This is a genomic window from Streptomyces collinus, assembly GCF_031348265.1.
Taxonomy (GTDB): domain Bacteria; phylum Actinomycetota; class Actinomycetes; order Streptomycetales; family Streptomycetaceae; genus Streptomyces; species Streptomyces collinus.
The window spans coordinates 1869492-1892492 of the sequence record NZ_CP133771.1; the positions used below are offsets into that span (position 1 = coordinate 1869492).

General features: G+C 71.9%; 18 protein-coding genes and 1 pseudogene. 9 read left to right on the plus strand and 10 right to left on the minus strand.

Annotation, left to right across the window (positions count from 1 at the left end):
• Positions 1–96 precede the first annotated feature (96 nt).
• On the plus strand, positions 97–1116 hold the full coding sequence (locus tag RFN52_RS08385; RefSeq protein WP_184844477.1) for a DUF3533 domain-containing protein: 1020 nt from the start codon (positions 97–99) through the stop codon (positions 1114–1116).
• A gap of 259 nt (positions 1117–1375) precedes the next feature.
• Here RFN52_RS08385 and RFN52_RS08390 read toward each other — a convergent pair whose 3' ends face one another.
• The 3 genes from RFN52_RS08390 to RFN52_RS08400 form a co-directional block, all read right to left on the minus strand.
• The gene (locus RFN52_RS08390; protein WP_184844480.1) at positions 1376–2458 is read right to left on the minus strand and encodes a S1 family peptidase; all 1083 of its coding nucleotides are present in this window, start codon (positions 2456–2458) and stop codon (positions 1376–1378) included.
• A gap of 431 nt (positions 2459–2889) precedes the next feature.
• The gene (locus tag RFN52_RS08395; protein ID WP_184844483.1) at positions 2890–3795 is read right to left on the minus strand and encodes a S1 family peptidase; all 906 of its coding nucleotides are present in this window, start codon (positions 3793–3795) and stop codon (positions 2890–2892) included.
• A 268-nt stretch (positions 3796–4063) separates the two neighbouring features.
• Entirely contained in the window at positions 4064–5278 is a 1215-nt protein-coding gene (locus tag RFN52_RS08400; RefSeq protein ID WP_184844486.1) for a DUF5685 family protein, read from the minus strand.
• Positions 5279–5567: 289 nt separating this feature from the next.
• Between RFN52_RS08400 and RFN52_RS08405 the strand changes: the two genes are divergently transcribed.
• Positions 5568–6008 (plus strand): cell division protein SepF, encoded by a 441-nt coding sequence (locus tag RFN52_RS08405; RefSeq protein WP_030850887.1) that lies wholly within the window; start codon positions 5568–5570, stop codon positions 6006–6008.
• 49 nt (positions 6009–6057) lie between these two features.
• Here the strand turns inward: RFN52_RS08405 and RFN52_RS08410 are convergent, their stop codons facing one another.
• Together RFN52_RS08410 and RFN52_RS08415 are read right to left on the minus strand one after the other, a co-directional pair.
• The gene (locus RFN52_RS08410; RefSeq protein WP_184844489.1) at positions 6058–7248 is read right to left on the minus strand and encodes an acyl-CoA dehydrogenase family protein; all 1191 of its coding nucleotides are present in this window, start codon (positions 7246–7248) and stop codon (positions 6058–6060) included.
• 237 nt (positions 7249–7485) lie between these two features.
• Positions 7486–9090, minus strand: a complete 1605-nt coding sequence (locus RFN52_RS08415) for an MFS transporter (RefSeq protein ID WP_184844492.1) — start codon at positions 9088–9090, stop codon at positions 7486–7488.
• A 262-nt stretch (positions 9091–9352) separates the two neighbouring features.
• On the opposite strand from RFN52_RS08415, the gene RFN52_RS08420 reads away from it, so the two are divergent.
• A complete protein-coding gene (locus RFN52_RS08420; protein WP_184844495.1) occupies positions 9353–10540 on the plus strand; it encodes a mannosyltransferase family protein in 1188 nt (395 codons plus the stop codon).
• A 227-nt stretch (positions 10541–10767) separates the two neighbouring features.
• Entirely contained in the window at positions 10768–11751 is a 984-nt protein-coding gene (locus RFN52_RS08425) for a phosphatase PAP2 family protein (protein ID WP_184844498.1), read from the plus strand.
• Positions 11752–11826: 75 nt separating this feature from the next.
• On the opposite strand, the gene RFN52_RS08430 is transcribed toward RFN52_RS08425, so the two are convergent.
• A complete protein-coding gene (locus RFN52_RS08430; RefSeq protein ID WP_184844501.1) occupies positions 11827–12042 on the minus strand; it encodes an I78 family peptidase inhibitor in 216 nt (71 codons plus the stop codon).
• A gap of 430 nt (positions 12043–12472) precedes the next feature.
• Between RFN52_RS08430 and ctaD the strand changes: the two are divergent.
• Positions 12473–14044 (plus strand): annotated as a pseudogene (gene ctaD, locus RFN52_RS08435) (aa3-type cytochrome oxidase subunit I); the annotation flags it as partial.
• Here ctaD and RFN52_RS08440 read toward each other — a convergent pair.
• The 3 genes from RFN52_RS08440 to RFN52_RS08450 are packed head-to-tail and all read right to left on the minus strand — an operon-like array spanning position 14043 to position 16946.
• The gene (locus RFN52_RS08440) at positions 14043–15083 is read right to left on the minus strand and encodes a helix-turn-helix transcriptional regulator (protein WP_311240923.1); all 1041 of its coding nucleotides are present in this window, start codon (positions 15081–15083) and stop codon (positions 14043–14045) included. The pseudogene ctaD and the gene RFN52_RS08440 overlap by 2 nt on opposite strands.
• A 38-nt stretch (positions 15084–15121) precedes the next feature.
• Positions 15122–16408, minus strand: coding sequence for an ABC transporter substrate-binding protein (locus RFN52_RS08445; protein ID WP_184844507.1), 1287 nt, complete (start codon positions 16406–16408; stop codon positions 15122–15124).
• The gene (locus RFN52_RS08450) at positions 16383–16946 is read right to left on the minus strand and encodes an MTB12 C-terminal domain-containing protein (protein WP_184844510.1); all 564 of its coding nucleotides are present in this window, start codon (positions 16944–16946) and stop codon (positions 16383–16385) included. The genes RFN52_RS08445 and RFN52_RS08450 overlap by 26 nt, the downstream gene beginning before the upstream one ends.
• Before the next feature lie 145 nt (positions 16947–17091).
• Here RFN52_RS08450 and RFN52_RS08455 point away from each other — a divergent pair, with 145 nt between their 5' ends.
• The 3 genes from RFN52_RS08455 to RFN52_RS08465 are packed head-to-tail and all read left to right on the plus strand — an operon-like array spanning position 17092 to position 20932.
• The gene (locus RFN52_RS08455; RefSeq protein WP_184844512.1) at positions 17092–17568 is read left to right on the plus strand and encodes a hypothetical protein; all 477 of its coding nucleotides are present in this window, start codon (positions 17092–17094) and stop codon (positions 17566–17568) included.
• Positions 17568–20294, plus strand: a complete 2727-nt coding sequence (locus tag RFN52_RS08460) for a branched-chain amino acid ABC transporter permease/ATP-binding protein (protein ID WP_184844515.1) — start codon at positions 17568–17570, stop codon at positions 20292–20294. The genes RFN52_RS08455 and RFN52_RS08460 overlap by 1 nt, the downstream gene beginning before the upstream one ends.
• Complete coding sequence (locus RFN52_RS08465; protein ID WP_184844519.1) at positions 20291–20932, plus strand: ATP-binding cassette domain-containing protein; 642 nt, start codon at positions 20291–20293, stop codon at positions 20930–20932. Before RFN52_RS08460 ends, RFN52_RS08465 begins: the two co-directional genes overlap by 4 nt.
• A 72-nt stretch (positions 20933–21004) precedes the next feature.
• Here RFN52_RS08465 and RFN52_RS08470 read toward each other — a convergent pair whose 3' ends face one another.
• Positions 21005–21637 carry a LysM peptidoglycan-binding domain-containing protein gene (locus RFN52_RS08470; RefSeq protein WP_184844522.1) on the minus strand — a complete coding sequence of 211 codons (633 nt, stop codon included), beginning with the start codon at positions 21635–21637 and terminating at the stop codon, positions 21005–21007.
• A 543-nt stretch (positions 21638–22180) separates the two neighbouring features.
• On the opposite strand from RFN52_RS08470, the gene RFN52_RS08475 reads away from it, so the two are divergent.
• Positions 22181–22978 carry a DUF8842 C-terminal domain-containing protein gene (locus RFN52_RS08475; protein ID WP_184844525.1) on the plus strand — a complete coding sequence of 266 codons (798 nt, stop codon included), beginning with the start codon at positions 22181–22183 and terminating at the stop codon, positions 22976–22978.
• The last annotated feature ends 23 nt before the right edge of the window (positions 22979–23001 follow it).

Here is a 23001-nt window from a genome sequence, read left to right on the forward strand (position 1 = left end):
CACCCCCACCATACCCCCATCCTCGAATGTATGTGCGACATCCGTTCGGCCCCGCCCCACCTGCGGAAACACCCCGAATCACTCGACCGTGGAGGCATGCCGCACAGCTCGTTCCGCACGGAGGTGAGAGAGGCCGTCACCCCGCGGGCCACCCTGCTCATCGTCGGCGTGATCGCGCTCCAGCTGCTGTTCATCGCCTCGTACGTGGGAGCACTCCACGACCCGAAACCCAAGGACGTGCCCTTCGGCGTGGTAGCCCCCCAGGCCGCGGCCGCACAGGCGATCACCCGACTCGAACGCCTCCCCGGCTCCCCCCTGGACCCCCGCGCCCTGCCCGACGAGGCCACGGCCCGGAGCCGGCTCACCCACCGCGACATCGACGCGGCCCTGATCATCGACCCCAGGGGCAGCACTGACACCCTCCTGGTCGCTTCCGGGGGCGGCAGGATCCTCTCCACCACACTGACGACCCTGGTCACCGCCCTGGAGAAGTCCGAGCGGCGCACCATCCGAACGGTCGACGTGATCCCGTCCGCACCCCACGACCCCAACGGACTCTCGTCCTTCTACCTGGTGATCGGCTGGTGCGTGGGCGGCTACCTGGGCGCCGCGGCCCTGGCCATCAGCGCCGGGGCGAAGCCCTCCGACCCCTCCCGCGCCGCGATCCGGCTGGCGGTCATGGCCCTGGTCGCCCTCACCGGCGGTCTCGGCGGAGCCCTCATCGCCGGCCCGGCCCTGGACGCCCTGCCCGGCAGCACCGCGGCCCTCTGGGGCCTTGGCACCCTGATCATCTTCGCCGTGGGCGCGGCCACCCTCGCGCTGCAGGGCCTCTTCGGCACGATCGGCATCGGCCTGGTCATCCTGCTGGTGGTCATCCTCGGCAACCCCAGCGCCGGCGGTGCGCTGCCCCCACCCCTCCTCCCACCCTTCTGGAAGGCGATCGGCCCGGCCCTGCCCCCGGGCGCCGGCACCTGGTCGACCCGCTCCATCGCCTATTTCGACAACAACGCGATGACGACGGCACTCCTGGTCCTGTCGGCGTGGGCGGTGGCGGGAGCGGCGATCACCATGGCGGCGGCGGTACGAAGACGCGCGACCGCAACGCAGCCGCCGTAGCCCCCGCCGGAGCCGGCCCGCACCCGCGTACGGCGAGAAGGGGTCGTGTCGGGGGGTGTCCGCCCGCAGCGGTTGGCGCGTCAACGCCAGTCAGTCGGTGTGGGGGCCCCATCGCGCCGTTCCGAGGACGGACACCCCCCGGCGCGGCCCCGACCCACCACCCGGCGGTCAGGCGAAGCGCGAAGCGGACGCGAACCCGCACCCGACAGACGAAAGTCCCGCCCCTCGCACAAGGGGCGGGACTTCACACACGCACGCGTCAGCCGATCTGCGTCCCGGTAGCCGACAGCGCCTCGGTCACCGGCTGGAAGAACGTCTCCCCGCCCGAGGTGCAGTCACCGCTGCCGCCGGACGTGAGCCCGACCGCCTTGTCGCCCGAGAACAGCGACCCGCCGCTGTCACCCGGCTCCGCGCACACGTCGGTCTGGATCAGACCGTTCACGATGTCGCCGTTGCCGTAGTTCACCGTGGCGTCCAGCCCGGTGACCTTGCCCTCGTGCACCTGCGTGGTCGACCCGCTCCGGGTGACCGCCATGCCGACGGTCGCGTCCGCGGCGCCCGAGATCTTCTGGGTGGAACCGTTGTAGAGGTTCACCTCACTCGGGTGAGCGACCTCCGCGGTGTACTTGACCAGCCCGTAGTCGTTGTCCGGGAAGCTGGAGTCCGCGTTGGTGCCGATCTCCTTGCCGCCGGAGTCCGACCAGGTGGAGATGCCCTCGGTGCAGTGACCGGCGGTCAGGAAGAACGGCTCGCCGCCCTTGACCACGTTGAAGCCCAGCGAGCAGCGCCCGCTGCCGCCGGTGATCGCGTCACCACCGGCGATGAAGGGCTTGTACTCCCCCTTCGACCGCTTCAGTTCGGCCTTCGCGCCGAGCCCGTCCACGACCTTGGTCAGCTTCGCCCACTCGGCCTTGGAGACCGTGCGGTCGGCGGTCACCACGACCTTGTTGGTGGTCGGGTCGGTCACCCAGGCGGTGCCCGGGATCGTCGCGTCCTGCTTCAGCGTGCTGCGGGCGCTCTTGAGTTCGGCGAGGGAGTTCGCCACGACTCTCGCCTTGGCCCCGGCCTTCTCGACGGCCTGCGCGGCGGCCTCGTCGAGCACGTTCACCACGAGAGCCTTGCTCTTCGTGTCGTAGTACGTCCCGGCCGCGTCGCCGCCCAGGTCCTCGGCCAGCGTCGAGGCGAGCTTTCCGGCCGCGGAGACCGACAGGGTCCGGGGTGCGGACGCCTCAGGGGTCTCACTCGCGTTCGCGGTCTGGAACGTCACTCCCGCGGCGACCAGCGCGGCGATGCCCGCGCCTGCCACGGCTGCACGCCGCTTGGGTATGCGTCGGTGCTTCAACTTCTGTCCTCCTGTGGGGGGTCGGCACGAGAGGTTGTGGGGACCTCACGAGCCGGAAGGCTTCGTTGACGAGCGACCACTATTCCGAGGACAACAGGGAGCACACAAGGGTGAGTTCGAGACGCGCGTAGACAGCGCTTCGCACGGCCCTCATTTTGACCGTCCACGATCAAATCGGACCAACTCCCGCGCGTTCACACTGCAAACATTACGCGTGAGTAATGTGTGCCCACTCTGTGACGTCTGCCCATGGCTGAATTTCGCCCCTCCGACGCCGAGTTCGGGAAGGCGGCCCACACCCGGCACGAATCCCCGCATACAAGCCCGAAGCCCGCACACGGCCCAGAACCCGGCACACAGCACGAAGCCCCCGCACGCGATGCGTGCGGGGGCCGTGAAGTGCTGCAGTGCTGCGAACTGCCGCCGGGGGCCTAGTAGACGCTGACGCCGTAGGCGCTGAGGGCCTCCGTGACGGGCTGGAAGAACGTCGTGCCGCCGGAGGAGCAGTTGCCGCTGCCGCCGGAGGTCAGGCCGTAGGCGACACCGTTGCTGCCGTAGAGCGAACCGCCGGAGTCACCGGGCTCGGCGCAGACGGTGGTCTGGATCAGGCCGGAGACGATGTCGCCGCCACCGTAGTTGACGGTGGCGTTGAGGGCGGTGACACGGCCGCTGTGCGTACCGGTCGTGGAGCCGTCACGGATGACGGTGGTGCCCACGCTCGGGGTGGCCGCACGGGTGATGTCCACGCCGTTGGCGGTGCCGGGACGGCTGACGGACCCGCTGTAGCGCACGAGGCCGTAGTCGTTGCCCGGGAAGCTGGAGCCGGCGGTCGAGCCGATGACCGTGGTGCGGCCGGAGTTGGAGTACCAGGTGCCCGCGCCGTCGGTGCAGTGACCGGCGGTCAGGAAGTACTCGGTGCCGTTGCTGGCACGGACGTTGAAGCCGAGGGAGCAGCGCCAGCTACTCGCATAGATGGCGTCGCCGCCCTGGATGAGCTTGTTGAACTTGCCGGGGGTGCGCTTGATCGTGAGCGCGTCGGCGTTACCGCCGGCCTGCTGCTTGATCTTCGCTATCTCGGCCTGGGTGACCGTGCTGTCGACGGTCACGAGCACCCGGTCGGTCTTGCTGTCGACGGCCCAGGCGGTGCCCGGGATGTCGGCCTTCAGCAGCGAACCGCTGGCGCTCTTGAGCTCTGCGGCGCTGAAGGCGGTGGGAGCGTCGGATGCGTTCGCGCTGGGGATCGCGATCGCTGCGGCGGCAACGAGGCCGGTGGAAACGGCGATCAGCCGGGTCCGTCTCGAAATGCCACTGCGGGGGGTGGTGCGCTTGATCCTCACTTTTCGTTCCTCCACAAAGGAAGTAGGGGGCCCTCGTGGGGTTTCGGGCCCGTGAGGCGCAGTCCGGGACCGGCTGTTCGGATTCCGAACACGCCGTGCCCCTGACAAGCGCTGAGGGGGAGTATTCGGCCGAACGGCCGGTCGGCGCAAGAGTGCCTTTCGGACTTCAACCTTTGAGCGATCTTTACGAAGCCGCCCCGCAGCCGGTTTCCGGGCCCACACCATCACCCCTCCCGGAGCGTCGTGCGGGTCGTACACCGTGGTCGGGTCAGCCGTCGCAGGGGCAGCAGCAATCGCATCCGTCGCAGTCGCAGTCCCGGCAGACACCCTCGCGCTTCTTACGGGACCACGGCCCCTCGTACTCCTTGGCGCAGCACAGCTTGCAGGTGCAGCACAGGAGCCAGAACATCCCGCAGCCGGCCCAGAACCCGCGCCGGCGGGGCGGCTGGGGCAGCGGCGCGCCACCGCCGAACCCGTCACCGCCGTACGCGCCTCCCCCGCCGGCGTACGGGTGCCCGCCACCGCCCGCGTACGGGTGGTGCGGGGAGCCGTAGGGTCCCTGCGGCGGCTGCCCGTGGGGTCCCTGCTGTCCGTAGGGTCCGCCGCCCTGGTGGGAGGCGCACACCGGCACCGTGCCGAATGCGCGGTCCACCGAGCGCCGCAGTTCGTGCACGAGCAGCAGATGGACGAGCCGGGCGTCGGCGAACTCGGCGTCGCGCAGCGCCAGCCGGACCCCGTGCACCGCGTCGTCGGCGAGCCGCCGGACCTCCAGCAGAGAGGTGCCGGTCGCGGCGATCGGGTTCCAGGCGCCTGACGCGGCGTCAGCGTGCAGGTCCTCCACGGCGTCCAGCAGGTGGGCGAGGCGTCCGAAGAGCCGTCCGGCCTCGGTGAGGGGCACGGCGTTGTCAGGCCGGCCGGCGAGGACGGCGGTGTGCGCGAAGGCCGCGGCGGTCGCGGTCTCGGTCGGTTCGGTGATGGTCAGGAGCGGCGTCCCGGGCCCGGCCAGCGCCTCGATTCCGGCCTGCCGGTCCACGGCGTCGACCAGGAGCGTGGTGTCGAATCCCACAGCGGTGCCGGTCCGGGCGCCCGCCGTGTCCCAGCTCGCGGCGACCCGGCGCGCCGCACGCGCCACCGGCCTGCGGGCCAACAGCCCGTCACCGTCCGTGACGTGGTCGCGGACCTTCGCCGAAGCCAGCACGAGGGAAACGGCGGCCGCGAGCCGGGCCCCCTCGCCGTGCGCGACGGAGGCGGTGCGCATGCCGCGCAGCGGGCACGGTCCGGCCGTACGTCGGCCGGCTCCGTCACTCTCCGACTGAGCCTCCGTCAGAACCGAGACCAGCAGCCCATCGTAATTCGTGACTATTCGGGCGAACTGCCCGTGGTCACCCCGTAGAGCGAGGCAGAGCCCGCACAAATGCGCCATCCACTGGCTTGCGAGCTTCTCCCCGAGCCGGTGTCTACAGGGCCTGACGATTCCGAACACAACACTCCCCCGAGGTTCGTGACGACGTTGAGCTGCGGCATCGTATCGGCCCCGGCATTCACCCATACGCCCCGGCGTCACCCGTACGCCGAGAAGAATCATATTTCACTCACAGTCAGCAGCCGTTTGGGAAACGGCCCTTGGGACACACGGACTCTCGACGGATTCGCTGTGCACCAGTACCGTCACAAACCCCCCGTGCGGCGTCTATCCACTTGGCGCGCCATCCGCATCATGGACGACCATAGGGATGCGGAAAGCAGAAAGACCGCTGTGAGAGGAGGCGTCCATGGGATCGGTACGCAAGGCAAGTGCCTGGCTTGGCCTCGTCGACGACAACGAAGACGAGCGTTACTACGACGACGACGACTACTCCGACGGGAACGAGCCCGGGGAGGCCTGGGTCACCGATCCGCGGGTCAAGGTGGCCTCGGACGTCGCCGAGGAGAAGGGCCGCCGCATCGGCACGGTGACCCCGGACAGCTTCCGGGACGCGCGCGCCATCGGCGAACTGTTCCGCGAGGGCGTGCCGGTCATCATGAACCTCACGGCCATGGAGGCGTCCGACGCCAAGCGCGTGGTCGACTTCGCGGCCGGGCTGATCTTCGGCCTGCGCGGTTCGATCGAGAGAGTGTCGACCCGCGTGTTCCTGCTGACCCCCGCCAACACGGAGATCGTCAACGGCGACCCGGCCGGGCACCGGACGGATGGATTCTTCAACCAGAGCTGAGGCAGGGCCGCTCACCGGCCCTGCCTCCGCGCAGGGTCACCGGACCGGCCTAATGGAAGGCATCGAGTCCGGTGAGCGCCTTGCCCAGCACGAGCTGGTGCATCTCGACGGTGCCCTCATAGGTGAGCACCGACTCGAGGTTGGTCGCGTGCCGCATGACGGGATATTCGAGCGAGATCCCGTTGGCGCCGAGAATCGTCCGGGCCGTGCGGCAGATCTCGATCGCTTCCCGGACGTTGTTGAGCTTGCCGAAGCTGACCTGCTCGGGGCGCAGGCGGCCGGCGTCCATACGCCGCCCCAGATGATGGGCGAGCAGAATCCCCTTGTGTAGTTCGACCGCCATGTCGGCGAGTTTGGCCTGGGTGAGCTGGAAGCCGCCGATGGGCCGCCCGAACTGCTCGCGTGACTTCGCGTATGCGACGGCGGCCTCGAAACTGCTGCGGGCCGCGCCCATGGCGCCCCAGACGATTCCGTACCGGGCGTGCGACAGACAGCTGAGGGGCCCGCGCAGGCCGGTGGCCTCCGGCAGGACGGCGTCGGCGGGCAGCCGCACGTCGTCGAGCACGAGCTCACTGGTGACCGAGGCCCTGAGGGACCACTTGTGCTTGATCTCGGGAGCGGAGAATCCGCCGCTGTCGGTGGGCACCACGAAGCCGCGCATCCCGTCCTCGGTCTGCGCCCAGACGACGGCGACGCCGGCGACCGACCCGTTGGTGATCCACATCTTGCGGCCGTTGAGGATCCAGTCGGAGCCGTCGCGCTTGGCGTACGTGCGCAGGGAGGCGGGGTCGGAGCCGTGGTCGGGCTCGGTCAGCCCGAAGCAGCCGATCACCTCGCCGGCGGCCATCCGCGGCAGCCACTGCTGCTTCTGCTCCTCGCTGCCGAAGCGGTGGACGGCGTACATGGCGAGGGAGCCCTGCACGGAGACGAGGGAACGGATGCCGGAGTCGGCGGCCTCCAGCTCCAGGCAGGCCAGCCCGTACTGCACGGCGGACGCGCCGGCACACCCGTACCCGTCGAGCGACATGCCGAGCGCGCCGATGCCGCCGAGTTCCCTGGCCAGCTCCCGGATCCCCGGCAGCTCCCCCTTCTCGTACCACTCGGCGACATGGGGCAGCACCCGGTCCGCGGCCCAGGCCCGCACGGTGTCCCTGATCCCGAGGTCCTCCGGCTCCAGGAGGTCGTCCAGGCCGAGGGGATCGGCGGGATCGAAAGGAGGCAGCTTGGATGAACCGGACATGATCGACACCCTCCGAAGCTCTTTAACTAGCAGCGCTAGTCAGACGCTACGGCCTCGCCCCACCCTCGCACCACCCGTACCGGCCGACGAGGCCGCGAACCCCGAGCCGCGAACCGCGAACCGCAAGCCGCAAGCCGCAAGCCGCAAGCCGCAAGCCGCAACGGCGGACCAGCCCCGAGCGCCCTCATCCCAAGGCCGACAGCTACGGGCGTGCGTGGGTGGGTGGGCGGAGGAGGGTCACACCGAGACGCGGGACTCCGCCGCGTCCCTGGGGGCAGGCAGCTCCACCTGCTCCGAGGACTCGCACTGCATGACCCGCGGCAACCGCAACGCCATCGCGGCCCCCAGCAGCAACAGCCCCGCACTCACCAGCAACGTCACATGCAGCCCGTGCACGAACGCGTCGCGGGCGGCATGCCGCAGAGCGGCACCGGCCGACCCGCCCAGCTGCGCGGCGACCTCGTACGCCTCCCCCAGCGAATGCCCCGCCGAGGCGGAAGCCGACGCCGGCACCCCCTGCACGCCCGACAGCCCGGGCGCGTACGCCGCGTTCATCACCGTGCCGAGCAGCGCGATCCCGATTCCCGCCCCGAGCTGGTACGACGTCTCCCCGATCGCCGCCGCCCCACCGGCCTGCTCCTGCGGCGCCTCGCTCAGCATCGACTCGTACGCCCCGAAGAGCGTCGTCTCCAGCCCGAAGCCGAGCAGGACGAACCCGCTCACCATCAGCGCACAGTTGTCGGTCCGGCCCAGCGCCGTCAGCAGCACCACCGCGAACGCCGTGAGGCAGAAACCGGCGCACACCATCCGCCGCGGCCCGAACCGCCGCAGCATCCGCGCCCCGGCCAGCCCGGCCGCCATCGCCGCGAACGTCAGCGGCAGCAGCCGCAGCCCGGTCTCCAGCGGCGACAGCCCGAGCACCAGCTGCAGGTACTGCGCCGCGATCAGTTCCAGCCCCACCAGCGCGAGCATCGCCAGCACGATGCACCCGACGGACGTGCTGAACGCCGGCCGCGCGAACATCTTCAGGTCCACCAGCGGATACGCCCGCCGCCGCTGCCGCCGTACGAAGGCGACCAGCAGCACGGCGCCCACCACCAGCGGCGGCACGGTGAGCAGGCTGCCCAGCGATTCCCCGCTGCCGAGCCGCTTCACCCCGAGCACGACACCGAACAGTCCGGCCGCCGCCATCAGCGCACCGACCACGTCCCAGGGGCCCCTGCCGTCACCCTTCGACTCGGGCAGCAGCAGCCGTCCCACCGGAAGGCTGACCAGCATCAACGGAATGTTGACGAGGAACACCGAGCCCCACCAGAAGTGCTCCAGCAGGAAGCCGCCGAGCAGCGGACCGACCGCCGCGCCGACCGCGGCCACGGCGCTCCAGATGCCGATCGCGAGCGCCCGCTCGCGCCGGTCGGGGAAGACCTGCCGCAGGATCGACAGGGTCGCGGGCATGATCATCGCGCCGCCCACGCCGAGCAGCGCCCGTGCCACGATCAGCACCTGGGCGCTGTCGGCCAGGGCCGCGAGGCCGGAGGCGACGCCGAACAGCGTGTATCCGAGGAGCAGGACTCTTCGGCGGCCGATGCGGTCGCCCAGCGTGCCGAACAGGATCAGCAGCGAGGCGCAGACCAGTGGGTAGACGTCGACGATCCAGAGCAGCTCGATCCCGCCGGGCCTCAGGTCCTCGGTGACGGCGGGGACCGCCACGTGCAGCACGGTGGCGTCGACGGCGACCAGCAGCAGGCTGACGCAGAGGACGACGAGCACCACCCAGCGGTTGGCACCGGCCCCGGCCGCCCGACGGCGCAGCGCAGCGGCGGCCGTGGTCGTCCCGGACATGTACGTACCTCCCAGATGTTCCTCGCGATCGGCGGGCTCACGGGGTGGGGGACGCCCCCGCGACTCGGCCGGAGAGGAGCGGTGGTCCCCGGCCCGCGCAAACGAAAAGCGAGTGACACGTCAGAGTACGCGAGTCCTCGACGGAGACCAGTGGCGGACCTCTCACACCTCAGGCGGAAGGATGTGGTGTACGCCACTTCCTCCCACCTCGTCCACGCCCCGGCCGGTCGGGTGGTTCCGGGCCGGGTCGATAATCGGGCGCGTGACCGATCTTGAGACGCGCGCGGATCCGACCCGCGCCGGGGCGCTGCGCCGGGCGGCCCCGGCGCTCGCCGGATACGTGGCCGTCCGCTCCCTGGGCCTGCTGGCCCTGTTCCTGTGGAGCGCGGCGCGGGACAAGAGCGCGTACACGCTGCTGACCGCCCGGTGGGACGCGCTCTGGTACGTCAGGGTCGCCGAGCTCGGCTACGGCTACGAGGTGCGGCTGGCGAACGGGGACGTGCACTCGAACCTGGCGTTCTTCCCGCTGTTGCCCTGGCTGGAGCGGCTGGTGGCTGCGGTGTCGCCGCTGTCGTACGCGGACGGCGGGTTCCTCGTCAGCCTGGTCGCCTCGCTCGCCGCGGCCTGGGGGATCTTCGCGGTGGCGGACCGTGTGTACGGCCGCCGGGCCGGGGTGTGCGCGGTGCTGCTGTGGGCCGTGCTGCCGGTCGGGATCGTGCAGTCGATGGCGTACAGCGAGTCCCTGTTCACGGCGCTGGCGGCCTGGGCGCTGTACGCGGTGCTGACCGGCCGCTGGGTGACGGCCGGCGCACTGGCCCTGTCCGCCGGGCTGACCCGCCCGGTGGGGCTGGCCGTGGTGGCGGCCGTGTGGGTGGCGGCGGTGGCCTCCTTCGTACGGGAGCGGCGTGCGCCCGGGCAGGACGGCCCGCGCGTCACCGCCGAGCCCGCGGACCGGGTCCGGCGCGTCCTCGGCATGGCCCTTGCCCCCCTCGGCACCGCCGGCTACGTGCTCTGGGTCGGCCACCACACCGGCAAGGGCCCGCTGGGCTATCTGAACGTCCAGGCCGGATGGCGCAACGGCTTCGACGGCGGCTACGCCTTCGCCCGGTTCGTCGCCGAGAAGTTCACGTCGTTCCCGTCGGCTCTGGCCGGTGCGGGGCTCATCGTGGGGGTCGCGTCAGTCGTCTGGCTGTATGTGACCGGAGTACGTCAGCGCCAGCCGCTGCCGCTGCTGGTCTACACCGGGGTCGTGACCGCGCTCGCCCTGTGCGCGTCGAGCTACTTCGGCTCGAAACCGCGCCTGCTGCTGCCCGCCTTCCCGCTGCTGCTGCCTCTCGCTCTGGCCCTGGCAAACGTGCGTATACGCAGGTCAGCGGCGGTGCTCGGGTCCGTCGCGATGGCCTCGGCGGTGTACGGGGCGTTCTGGCTGAACGGCTCCGGTCCGCCCTGACCCGCTGTGAGCGCAGGGGGAATTCCGCACCATGCCCCGGTGAACGAATTCAAAAGCGCAATAAAACCCCCATCCGGAATGATCAAAGGAATTGAAGGCCGCAGCGGCCGACGATTGCAGATTCACTGGAAATAAACCCCCTCCTGAGAGGAATCCCACATCACATCGTCATCACAAAGCCGTTGATTCGCCCGGGATCTGAGCTCACTCGCTGTAACGTCGATTGGGTGCGTACCGAACCGAAGCTCACCCGTCTGGACCGGGTGTTCGCCCGGCTGGACCGTGAGCCGGAACGACCGGCCCACATCGATGTGCCGAAGATGAGCAGGCACCGCATCGTGCTCTTCGCGGGAACCCTGGCCTTCTACGGCGCGATCGTGTGGGCCGTGGTGATCACGTCCTGGCTGGTCCGGCTCGACTGGCAGGTCATGTTCTTCCGCCCGTACCAGCAGTGGTCGGAGATCCACTGGTTCGTCGACTACTACGTGGTCCTCGGCCAGCGCGGCCCGACCGCCGTGATGGTCGCGGCCTGGCTGGGCTGGCGCTCCTGGCGTCAGCACACCCTGCGGCCGCTGCTCGCGCTCGGCGTCTCACTGCTGCTGCTGAACATCACGGTCGGCGCCGCCAAGTACGGCATGGGCCGCCTGGGCCCGCACTACGCGACCGTGATCGGCTCGAACGAGATGTGGCGCGGCGGCGATATATTTCCAAGCGGTCACACCGCCAACGCCGTGGTGACCTGGGGAATCCTGGCCTATCTGGCGTCCTCCGCGAGAGCCCAGCGCTGGCTGTCCGCCGTGTCCGCGGTGACCTCGCTCGGCGTCGGGATGGCCACGGTCTACCTCGGTACGCACTGGCTGAGTGATGTGCTCCTCGGCTGGACCGCGGGTCTGCTGATCATGCTCGGGTTGCCGTGGTTCGAGCCGCTGATCGCCCGTGCCGAGGCCGCGATCTTCGACCTGCGCGACCGTCTGCGGGCCCGCGGGCGCCGCACCCCGGCCGGTGCTCCCGTCGTGCTCACGCCCCTGCCCGCCGACCGGGAGGACGTGGCGGCCTGCGCGTCCCGGACCCCGGCCTACCTGGCGCCGGGCCCGCACACGGCCCGCTCGGAGCGCACGCCGATCACGCCCGCCGGCAGCCGCCGCCCTCAGCACCCGGAGCGTCACCCGCGCGGTTCGGCCTCGTCGGCCCGCCCCCTGACGGGTGGCTGACCACGTCCGGTGCGCACCCCTTCCGGCAGCGCGAAGGCCCCGGTTCCGGAGCGGAACCGGGGCCTTCGCCGGGTCTCAGCCCTTCCAAGCCCGCGCCACCCGGCCGCCCTTGACCTCGAAGTTCAGCCGGCCCACGCGGTACTCCATCGTGATGATCGCGCCCGGCGGCAGCGAGCGCACCGTCGGCCAGCCGCGCTCCCGCGCCAGGCCTTCGGCCCGGTCGGCCTCCAGGCCGACATAGGTGTCCGGGCTGTCGTCGGGTTCGGCGGAAGGTGTCGGAGTCGGTGCCATGCCCCCACGCTATGCGCCGGCCGCCGGCCGCGGAAGTCCGGGCCCGCGGCCCCGGTCACTGTCCGCTCCCCGTCACGCTTCTGTCACAAGATCACGACAGGCGTTTCGGGAGCTGTCCGTCACACGGACGAGCGGTTCCGTACGCCTTCCGCAGGCATTCGATCGGAATTCCCGCGTGTCGCATGAGCTCATGGAAAAGCCCGGCGGAAAGTTCCGGGTGAAGTGCCTCCGGGGCTCCATTCCTTTCCTGTGCCGCACCGGCCCGGCGGGGTCGGTGCGGCACGGGAAATGCATGGCTTCGGCACGCGGAGGCCGATACGCCCCCTGTCGGAGCGCGCGGTGACGCGAGCATCATGGCGTGAGCTCGCGGGTACGTGAGGCGCGGGCTGCGGCGGGCCCGGTGCGCGATCAGCGAAGGGGCGAGCGAGCGATGGGGACGCAGACCGTACAGGCGGCGGCTCCGTCCGAGCCGCGGACGCGGCACGGACGGGTGGTGGTCGACTGGCTGACGACGACGGACCACAAGAAGATCGGCCATCTCTACCTGATCACGTCGTTCCTGTTCTTCATGGTCGCCGGGGCGATGGCGCTGCTGATGCGCGCCGAACTGGCCCGCCCCGGTCTGCAGATCATCGACAACGAGCAGTTCAACCAGGCGTTCACCCTGCACGGCACGATCATGCTGCTGCTGTTCGCGACGCCGACCTTCGCGGGCTTCGCCAATGAGCTGATGCCGTTGCAGATCGGCGCGCCCGACGTGGCCTTCCCGCGGCTGAACATGTTCTCGTACTGGCTGTTCCTGTTCGGCGGGCTGATCGTGCTCGGTTCGCTGCTGGTGCCCTCCGGGCCGGCGGACTTCGGCTGGACCGCCTACGCCCCGCTCAACAGCGCGGAGCGCTCGCCTGGGATCGGGGCCGATCTGTGGATCATGGGGCTGGCTCTGTCGGGCTTCGGCACGATCCTCGGCGCGGTCAACTTCATCACCACGATCATCGGGATGCGCGCCCCGGGCATGACGATGTTCCGGATGCCGATCTTCGTGTGGAACACCCTGTTCACGTCGATCCTGATCCTGATGGCGTTCCCGGTGCTCGCGGCGGCGCTGCTGGTGCTGGAGGCGGACCGGCGGTTCGGCTCGCAGGTGTTCGACGCGACCAACGGCGGGGCGATCCTGTGGCAGCACCTGTTCTGGTTCTTCGGCCATCCCGAGGTGTACATCATCGCGCTGCCGTTCTTCGGCATCATCACGGAGATCATCCCGGTCTTCAGCCGCAAGCCGCTGTTCGGCTATCTGACGCTGGTCGGGGCGACGATGGCGATCACCGGCCTGTCGATGGTCGTGTGGGCGCACCACATGTTCGCGACGGGCGCGGTGCTGCTGCCGTTCTTCTCCTTCATGAGCTTCCTGATCGCGGTGCCGACGGGTGTGAAGTTCTTCAACTGGGCCGGCACCATGCTGAAGGGCTCGCTGTCCTTCGAGACGCCGATGCTGTGGGCGACCGGTTTCCTGGTGACCTTCCTGTTCGGCGGCCTGACCGGGGTGATCCTCGCGTCGCCGCCGATGGACTTCCATGTGACGGACACGTACTTCGTGGTGGCGCACTTCCACTACGTCGTCTTCGGCACCGTCGTCTTCGCGATCTTCGCCGGGTTCTTCTTCTGGTGGCCGAAGTTCACCGGGAAGATGCTCGACGAGCGGCTCGGCAAGATCCAGTTCTGGGTGCTCTTCGTCGGCTTCCACACCACGTTCCTGGTGCAGCATTGGCTGGGCGCCGAGGGCATGCCCCGCCGGTACGCCGACTACCTCGCGGCGGACGGCTTCACCGCGCTGAACACGGTGTCGACGATCGGCGCGTTCCTGCTCGGCATGTCGACGCTGCCGTTCCTCTACAACGTCTGGAAGACGGCGAAGTACGGACAGAAGGTCGAGGTCGACGACCCCTGGGGCTTCGGCCGTTCCCTGGAGTGGGCGACCTCGTGCCCGCCGCCGAGGCACAACTTCACGATGCTGCCCCGGATCCGCTCGGAGTCGCCGGCGTTCGACCTGCACCATCCGCGGTACGCGGCGGTGACTGCGCAGCCCGAGCCAGAGCGCCATCAAGCCGGTCCCGAGTCCTCCTGATCGCCTCGACCAGCCCGTCCGGCTCCAGCACCTCGAACTCGAGGCCCAGCATCACCACGTGGATGACCATCACGTCGAGGTTGCCGGCGCCGCAGCGCAGCAGGCAGGTGTCCGCGCTCTCCGCCTCCAGCACCCCGGCGGAGGGCGAGATGTGCTGGACGGCCTCCTCCAGGGGCACCAGGAGCCGCACGAGGGCGTGGGTGGCGTACGCGCGCGTGGAGACGCCCTGGGAGACGTAGGCGGCGAGGTCCTCGGCGGGCGGCTTGCGCGGGGTGAAACGCGGGCCGTGCGGCGGCTTGGGCGTGACGCGGTCCACGCGGAACGTGCGCCAGTCGTCGCGGTCGAGGTCCCAGGCGACCAGGTACCAGCGGCGCTCGGTGCACACCAGGCGGTGCGGTTCGACCGTGCGTCGGGTGGGGGTGCCGTCGTGGCCGCGGTACTCGAAGCGCAGCCGTTCGGCGTCCCGGCACAGGTGGGCGAGCTCGGTGAGCACGGCCGGGTCGACCGAGGAGGGCAGTGTGCTGCGCAGCATCGGCACGGTGAAGGCGTTCAGGGCGCCCACGCGGCGGCGCAGCCGGTCCGGCAGCACCTGCTCCAGCTTGGCGAGGGCCCGTACCGAGGTCTCGCCGATGCCGTCGATGCCCTGCCCGGCGGCCGTCCGAAGCCCGACCGCCACGGCGACGGCCTCGTCGTCGTCCAGGAGCAGCGGCGGCAGTTCGGCGCCGGCGCCGAGCTGGTAGCCGCCGCCGGTGCCGGGGCTGGCGTTGACCGGGTAGCCGAGTTCGCGCAGCCGGTCGACGTCCCGGCGCAGGGTGCGGGCGCTGACGCCGAGCCGGCCGGCCAGGTCGGCGCCGGACCACTCGCGGTGGGCCTGGAGCAGGGACAGCAGACGCAGCAGGCGGGCCGAGGTCTCCAACATGGGGCGAGTCTGCCAGGCCTTGCGGACAGCCACTGTCCTCAAGGCGCGTAGGCCAGTTGCGGAACGGTGAAGCAGGTGCGGTTCATGTCCCCCTGGCCCACCCAGCCCTCGCCGTCCTGCCAGCGGGCCACCGACAGGCAGGTCCTGCTGCTCTTCGGCGGCTCGGGCAGGCGCTCGAAGCGGACGGGGAGCAGCAGCCCCCCGGCGGTGTAGCCCTGGCTGCGGTTCATGAAGGCGTCGACGCACGCGCGCGTGATGCCCGTGCTCGCGCAGGACTTCGCGGCGTCCGTGAACCACCGCGCGGCCGCCCACCCCTCCAGCTGCCACTGGGAGTGCGTCTCCAGGTCCTTCGTCGCCTCGCGGAACTCCCGTACGGCCGTGTTGCCGGTGTCCTCGAAGTTGCGGCTGGCGCCGGTCGCCCACAGGGCGTTGCGGCAGCGCGGGGCGTCCTTGTAGTCGTCGGCGACGGTGGACGTCCAGTTCTGCACGTTGGTCACCTTGGCGGTGACGTGGGCGCCGGCCTCGTCCATGGCCTGGCAGAGCCGGGCGTTGCCGTGCCCGTCGATCGCGTCGAACACCAGGTCTGCGCCCTGCTCCTTCAGGTCGGCGGCGACGGCGCGGAAGTTCGGCAGGGCGAAGTCGACCTGCTCGGTGACGACCTTGTAGCCCTCGGCGCGCAGGCCGCGTTCGACGAGCCGGGCGTAGGCGGCCGAGGCGGACTGGTTGTAGGAGACGACGGCGGCGGTGCGGGCGCCGTGCTCGCGTTTGAAGTAGCGGTAGACCTCGGTGCCGCCGTACAGCTTTCCGTCCCAGCCGGGGGTGCCGTCGCGGGGCGCGAGACTGCCGTAGATGCCGTAGAGGTGCGGGAAGGTGTCGTAGGCGGTGCCGATGGGCTGGCCGCCGACGTCGGGCACGCCCGCGCGTGCGACCCGGGAGGCGCCCGCGTAGTCCAGGGCGGTGGTGGCGACCAGGGCGACGACCTTGTCCTTCTCCACGAGCTGGTGCACGCACTCGTTGTTGCCGACGCCGCTGCCGCCGTCGTCGCAACCGCGCACCTCGACCCGGCGGCCGTCGATGCCCCCGCGCGCGTTGAGCCGGTCGAAGAAGGCCCGGGCGCCGTCGCGCGGGCCGGTGAAGGCGTTGCCGCCGACCGGGCTGGTGGCGCTGGTGATGATGCCGACCCGCAGGGGCGCGGCGTCGCGGGGCGCGGAGGTGCGGTCGTCGTGCTCGAAGTCGCTCTCCGGGAGCCGGCTGCCGCAGGCCGCGCTCAGGGCGAGCAGCAGTACCGCGACCAGGGCCTCAGCAGCCCGGGATCGGTGACGCATTGCCGCTCAGTTGCACCAGCGCGCACAGCGTCTTGGCGGACACCTTCCAGGTGCCGTCCTGCTCGACGGCGCTTCCTGAGGCGTCGGGCAGGGCGGTGGCGCCCTTCAGGGTGAGCGTGTACGTCACGTCCGCGCCGGTCGCCGAGGTGAACTCGACCTTGGTGACCTTCGCCTGGACCTGCCCGCCGCGCTCGTCACCGCTGAAGGCCTGGAGGACCGGGCCCATCCGGTCGCCGTTCTCCAGGACGGCCTGCTTCTCCTCGGCCGAGGTCTTCGGGTCGAAGAACTTCTGCCAGTTCTGCCGGATCTCCGCCTCCGCCGCGGCCCGGTCCGCCGGCGCGGAGGCCGGGGCGCTCGTGGTCCGCTCCGCGGTCGGGGTGGGAGGCGTGGACTCACTGCCGCCGCCGCTGTCGTCACTGCAGGCCGCCAGGGCCGGGGCGAGGGCCAGGACCAGGGCCGCGGCGATCGCCGTACCCCGTCCCGCGGTGCGTGGACCCCCCGTCGCGTTCCCCCGCTTGAGGTCGCTGCCGAGAACCATCTGGCTCACCACCGGGTGTCGGTCCGGGCCATGTGCGCCCGGTGCTTTCAGGGTCAGCTTCCACAGGGCATAGTGCAAGCGATCGGCGGACTTGAACAGGCAGCCCGACGCACGCACAGCCGATTCCGACGTGTGGGAGCCAGCGATGCGGACCAGCCGACTGCGGACCGTGCATCCCGTCCTGTGGGCGGGCTGGGCCGCCCTGGCCGCCGGCGCGGTGCTGTGCGTCGTCGGCTGGTACGGAGTCTCCGGCGAGCGTTACGCCGAACGGCAGCTGCCCTACCTGGCCTCCTGCACGATCCCCGGCGCCGCGCTGATCGTCGCCGGGGCGGTGCTGCTGGCCCGGGGCCGGGGGGCGGTCGCCGCCACGCGCGTGGAGGAGCTGTACCACCTGCTGGTGGCGGCGGAGCCGGACGAGCCGGAGGGCACCGGCCGGGTCGCGCTCGCGCCGCTCGCGGTCAGCGGCGACCTGCTGATGGTGCCGGGCGGCACGCTGTGGCACCGCGCGGACTGCCCGCTGGTCGCGGGCAAGGCGGAGGCGGTCCCGGTGGACTCCAAGCTGGTGGCGAGCGGTGAGCTGGACCCGTGCCCGATCTGCGAGCCGGCCGAAGAAACCGACTGATGTCGTCGCTGACGTACGACCTCACGCTCGCCGGGCTCTCGGTCGGCAGTGCGGCGGCGCTGACCGGGATCGGCCTGATCGTGACGTACCGCGCGACGGGCGTGCTGAACTTCGCGCACGGCGCGATCGCGATGGTGTGCGCGTACGTGCTGCGGCAGTGCGTGGTCGAGTGGGGCTGGCCGCTGTGGCTCGGTGCGGTGGTGACGCTGCTGGTGCTGGCCCCGGGGCTGGGTGTGGTCCTGGAGCGGTTCGTGTTCCGGCCCCTGGCGGTCCTGGGCGGCGATCCGGCGCAGACGCTGGTGGCGTCCATCGGGGTGTTCGTGCTGCTGGTGGGCGGGGCGGCGCTGTTGTGGGGGCAGGGGGCGCGGGACGACGCGCCGGTGCTGGTGCCGGACGAGCCGTGGGGGCAGCTGGCGGTGGTGCTGGTGCTGGCCGCCGGGGTCGCGGCGATGGTGCGCCGGACGCGGTTCGGGCGGGAGCTGCGGGCCGTGGTCGACGACCGGCGGCTCGCCGAGCTGGGCGGCATCGACGCGGACCGGGTCGCGGCCACGGGCTGGGCGTTCGGCGCGTTCACGGCCGGTCTGACGGGTGTGCTGCTGGCGCCGTACGTGCGGCTCGACCCGTACGGTCTCTCGCTGCTCGTGATGGAGGTCGTGGCGGTCGCCGTGGCCGCGCGGATGCGGAGCCTGCCGGTCGCGGTGGTGGTGGCGCTGGGCATCGGGGTGGCGCAGAGTCAGCTGACGCGGCTGCACCCGTCGGGCTGGGCCGAGCCGCTCCTCCAGGCGGTGGGCACGAACCTCTTCGTCGTAGCGCTGCTGGTCGCGGCGCTGGTCCTGCCGGGCGTCGGGGAGCGGGACGCGCTGCCGCGCACGGCCACCGCGCGCGTGCCGACCCCGCCGGGCGCCTGGATCGTGGTGCTCGTGCTGTTCCTGCTTCCGCTGGGGTTCGCCGGCCAGGATCTGCACACGTCGGTCCAGGTGCCGGCGCTGGCGGTGATCCTGCTGTCCCTGGTGGTCGTCACCGGGCGCGGCGGCCAGATCTCCCTGGGGCAGGCGGCGTACGCGGGGCTCGGCGCCCTGTTCACGGCGCTGCTGGCGGCGGGCCGTTTCCCGGGCCTGCCCGCCCTGCCGGAGCTGGCGGCCCTCGGGGTGTCGGTGGTCCTGGTGGCGCCGCTCGGCCTGCTGACGGGCTGGCCGGCGATCGGCCGCCGGGGCCTGGCGCTGGCGCTGGCGACGTTCGCGGTCGGCGTGGGAGTGAGCCGCTTCGTCTTCGCCCAGCCGTACGCCACCTCGGGCCTGTCCCTGGGCCGCCCCGCGGGCTTCGACGGGGACCGGGCGTACTACGTCCTGGAGCTGCTCCTGCTGGCGGTCGCGCTGCTGGCCACGCACGCGCTGCGCCGGGGGCGGACGGGCCGGGCCCTCGCCGCCATGCGGGATCACGAGCGGGGCGCGCAGGCGGCGGGCGTCCGGGTGCCGTCCCTCAAGCTGCTGGCCTTCGTCGCGGGCGCCGCCCTGGCCGCGCTGGGCGGCGGCATGCTCGGCATGGGCCTGCGTGCCTTCGACGCGGGCGCCTACGACCCCGTGCGCGGCCTGCTGTGGTTCGCGGCGGTGGTGGTGCTGGGCTCCGACAGCACGCTCGGCGCCCTCGCGGCGGCGGCTCTCCTGGTCGGGCTGGACGCGGGCACCCGGGGCGGTGTCGCGGCGGCCCTGATCGGCGTCCTGGCGATCCTGGTGGGCCGCTTCCCGGGCGGCCCGTACGAAGCCCTGCGCACGGCCACGGAACGCCTCCGGCTGCGCCACACCCCGGGCCTGACTCCGGCGGGCGCCCGGGCCCGCGGGATGCTGCGCCCCGCGGAGGCGCGGGCGGCTCCGAGGGCTCCGGTGCCGAGCGGGGCGACACGCGTGGCTCACAGGGCAGGAACACCCACCCGGCGCAAGCACCCGGACGGCGACAGCCACCCGCCACCCGGCCCACCGGGCCGGGCCGTCCCCGGCCTGGGAGACGCCTCTCCGCCCGCACCCCCGACCGCCGCTCCCCTCCTCACCGCCCGCCGGCTCCACGCCCACTACGGCGGCTTCACCGCCCTCGACGGAGTGGAGCTGGACCTCTCCCCCGGCCGGATCACCGCGGTCGTCGGGCCCAACGGGGCCGGGAAGAGCACCCTGTTCCACTGTCTGGCGGGGACGTTGCCGCCCGCGCGTGGGACCGTGCGGCTCGGCGGGCGGGACATCACCGCGCTGCCCGCCCATGCCCGCGCCCGGCTCGGTGTCGCACGGACGTTCCAGCAACTGGCCGTCTTCCCGTCGCTGACCGTGGCCGAGAACGTCCGGGTCGGCGCCGAGCAGGGCCGGGTGACCGACCCGGGCGCGGTGGAGCGCGCCCTCAGGCTGCTCGGGCTCGACGGGCCCCTGCGCGCACGGCCCGCCGCCGGGCTGCCCACCGGGACGCTGCGCCGGGTCGAACTGGCCCGGGTCCTCGCGGGAAGCCCCCGCGTCCTGCTCCTCGACGAGCCCGCCGCCGGGCTCGACACCGCCGAAGTGACCGTCCTGGCCCGGGTCCTGAAGGCGCTGGCCGCCGACGGCACGGCCCTCCTCGTCGTCGAGCACGACCTGGACCTGGTGGCCGGCCTCGCCGACGTCGTGCACGTGATGACCGCGGGCCGGATCGTCGCCTCCGGCCCGCCCGGACGCGTGCTGGACGCCCTGGAACCGGGGGCCGGACGATGACGACCGTCTCCCTGCGCCACGCACGCGTGCGCTACGGCCCCCTGGAAGCGCTGCACGGCATCACCCTCACCGCTGCCGGCCCGGGCCTCACCGTGCTGCTCGGCCGCAACGGGTCCGGCCGCACCACCGCCCTGCGCGCCCTGGCCGGCACCGTGCCCCTGTCGGGCGGCGCGGTGGTGTGGGACGGCACGGACGTGACCCGCGTCCCGGCGTACGAACGGGCCCGGCGGGGGCTGTGCCTGGTGCCGGAGCGGCAGGCCGTGTTCGGCTCGCTCACCGTGCGCGAGAACCTCGCACTCGCCGCGCGCGACCACACCCCGGCCCTCGACGCCTACCCGCGGCTGCGGCCCTTGCTGGAGCGGCGTGCCGGCACCCTCTCGGGCGGGGAGCAGCGCATGCTCGCCCTTTCCCGGGCTCTGCTCGCCCGCGCACGCGTGCTGCTCGTCGACGAGCCCGCCCAGGGCATGTCGCCGTCGGTCGCGGCCCGGACGTACGAGCTGCTCGGCGCACTGGACGCGTGTGTGGTGGTCGCCGAGCAGCGGCTGCCGCCCGCCCTGCGGGAGCGGTCCGCGATCGTCTACGAACTGCGCCGCGGGGCCGTCGTGTTCGCCGGGGAGGCGGGCGAACTCGCGGGCTGATGCCGGACGCCGAGGCCCCGTCCGGTCGGCCGACCGGACGGGGCCCGTGTCCCGGCGAGGGGGAGCAGCGTCTCAGAACGTGAGGCGCAGGCCGGGCACGATCACGTCGGGGTCCCCGCCGATGGCGGCCTTGTTGGCGGCGTAGAGGCGCTGCCAGGTGGTCCCGTGCCGGGCTGCGACACCGCTCAGCGTGTCACCCCGGCGGACGGTGTAGTCACCGCGGGAGGAGCCGCGGTCCGCGTGTTCCGCGGTACGCGCCGGCGCCTTCGGCGGTTTCGCCGGGGCCGGCGCGGTGGAGGTGACCGGGTCGGCGGCCGGTGCGCCGCCGCTCGCCCCGGCGCGTGCCGAGCAGGTCGGCCAGGCGCCCCATCCCTGGGCGCGCTGGACCTTGGTGGCGACGGCGATCTGCTGGGACCTGCTCGCCCGGTCGGCGGTGGGCGCGTAGGCCGTGCCGCCGTAGGCGTTCCAGGTGGAGGGGGCGAACTGGAGTCCGCCGTAGTAGCCGTTGCCGGTGTTGATGTGCCAGTTGCCGCCGCTCTCGCACTGGGCGATGCGGTCCCACACTCCGCTGTCGGCCGCCGCGGCGTTCCCGGTCGCGGCGAGCAGTCCGAGGGGCGCGAGCAGTGCCGCCCCGGCGAGGACCGCCGTCGTACGAACCTGGCTCTTCCGGGCGGCGGGGCGAGAGGAATCGGCACATTCGGACATGTAGGTCCCTTTCGAAACACCCGGGATCCCCCAAGGCGGAGCGCCACTCCCGCGCCATGGGACGCGAGGGTCGCACTCGCCCCGCCCACCGGAGCGGTGCCGTGCCCGGTTCCTGGGAACCCGGCGGCCGGTGGACGTACCCGAGCGGTGCTCGATGCACACGGCGGAGGAATCTAAGGAGGTCGGCGGCCGGCATCAACCAGTCGCCCGTCCGGGCAGGCCAGTTCACCGATACCTCGGGTAACGGCCATTTCCGGACACCCACTTCATTCGTGGATTTCCGGATTTTTTCACCACCTCCCCTGGCATCCTGTGACCCACTTCACTCCTCCAACGCCCTTTACGTATCGGTGAGTTGACGGGGAGTGCGCGATTCCGCGCGAAGCGTGACCCTGCGCGCTGGTTGGTTCGATTCCGTTCGCCCTGGGGCGTGACTCCCGCCACAGATCGCCCGTTGTCTTCTTCATGAGCCGGGACCGACCCGGACCACGGGCCGGGAGCCACCCGGCTTTGCCACGCACCGCATCCCCGAGGGAGCCACCCGTGCCGCGCATGCTCGACGTCAGCGACGAGGTACGCGCCGAGATCGGCGACGAAGAAGCCGACCGCCTGCTCGCCGGAGAGACCGCCCCGGGCAGTTACGACTGCACCTCCTGCCGCACACCGGGCGACTCCACGCAGGAGCGCACCAGCACCGTTCTGTTCATCGGTGACGAGACCGCCGTCCTCGCCTTCGCCCACTCCGGCTGTCTGCCCTCGCAGGTCGTGCAGGTCACCGAGGAGCAGCTGCGGGGCGCCGTGAAGTCCATCGCCGGCGACACCGTCGACCTGGAGCCCGACAGGGTGGTACCCGACAAGGCGGTGCCCGAGCAGGCGGTGCTCGGTGTGACCAGCGGGCTCGTCCTGATCGGCGGGGAGCTCCACCCGGCCCTGGTGGTGGAGCCGACCGGGCCCATCGCCCGGCCCGGCACGACCGGCACCGGCGACGACTTCCTGCCGCTGCTCATCGAGCAGGGCTTCATGCCGCTGTCGGAGCTGTCGGCCGTACCGCCGGTGCTGCACGGCTGGTCGGTGCTGCTCGCCATGGGCCAGCTGCACGCGGTGCTCCAGCCGGGCAGCAACGGCGGCCAGCCGGTGGCCTGGTGGCAGGCGCACCAGCCGCTCCAGGTGACCGACGGCTGGCGCGCGGCGGCCAACAAGCACCAGCAGGTGCTGATGCTCGCCGCGCCCGCCGGCTCGATCGGCCGCCAGCCGCGCGAGGACCTGCTGCGGGACGCGCTGGACAAGGCGGCGGCGAACGGAAAGCTGGTCGGCTCGGCGCTGCCGCTGGCCGGCACCTGAGCCGCCCGTCACCCGAGCACGCC

Coding starts and splice junctions, on each gene's coding strand:
- RFN52_RS08385 (WP_184844477.1), top strand. CDS start 97: ATGCCGCACAGCTCGTTCCGCACGGAGGTGAGAGAGGCCGTCACCCCG.
- RFN52_RS08405 (WP_030850887.1), top strand. CDS start 5,568: ATGGGATCGGTACGCAAGGCAAGTGCCTGGCTTGGCCTCGTCGACGAC.
- RFN52_RS08410 (WP_184844489.1), bottom strand. CDS start 7,248: ATGTCCGGTTCATCCAAGCTGCCTCCTTTCGATCCCGCCGATCCCCTC.
- RFN52_RS08415 (WP_184844492.1), bottom strand. CDS start 9,090: ATGTCCGGGACGACCACGGCCGCCGCTGCGCTGCGCCGTCGGGCGGCC.
- RFN52_RS08430 (WP_184844501.1), bottom strand. CDS start 12,042: ATGGCACCGACTCCGACACCTTCCGCCGAACCCGACGACAGCCCGGAC.
- RFN52_RS08440 (WP_311240923.1), bottom strand. CDS start 15,083: ATGTTGGAGACCTCGGCCCGCCTGCTGCGTCTGCTGTCCCTGCTCCAG.
- RFN52_RS08445 (WP_184844507.1), bottom strand. CDS start 16,408: ATGCGTCACCGATCCCGGGCTGCTGAGGCCCTGGTCGCGGTACTGCTG.
- RFN52_RS08450 (WP_184844510.1), bottom strand. CDS start 16,946: ATGGTTCTCGGCAGCGACCTCAAGCGGGGGAACGCGACGGGGGGTCCA.
- RFN52_RS08455 (WP_184844512.1), top strand. CDS start 17,092: ATGCGGACCAGCCGACTGCGGACCGTGCATCCCGTCCTGTGGGCGGGC.
- RFN52_RS08460 (WP_184844515.1), top strand. CDS start 17,568: ATGTCGTCGCTGACGTACGACCTCACGCTCGCCGGGCTCTCGGTCGGC.
- RFN52_RS08465 (WP_184844519.1), top strand. CDS start 20,291: ATGACGACCGTCTCCCTGCGCCACGCACGCGTGCGCTACGGCCCCCTG.
- RFN52_RS08470 (WP_184844522.1), bottom strand. CDS start 21,637: ATGTCCGAATGTGCCGATTCCTCTCGCCCCGCCGCCCGGAAGAGCCAG.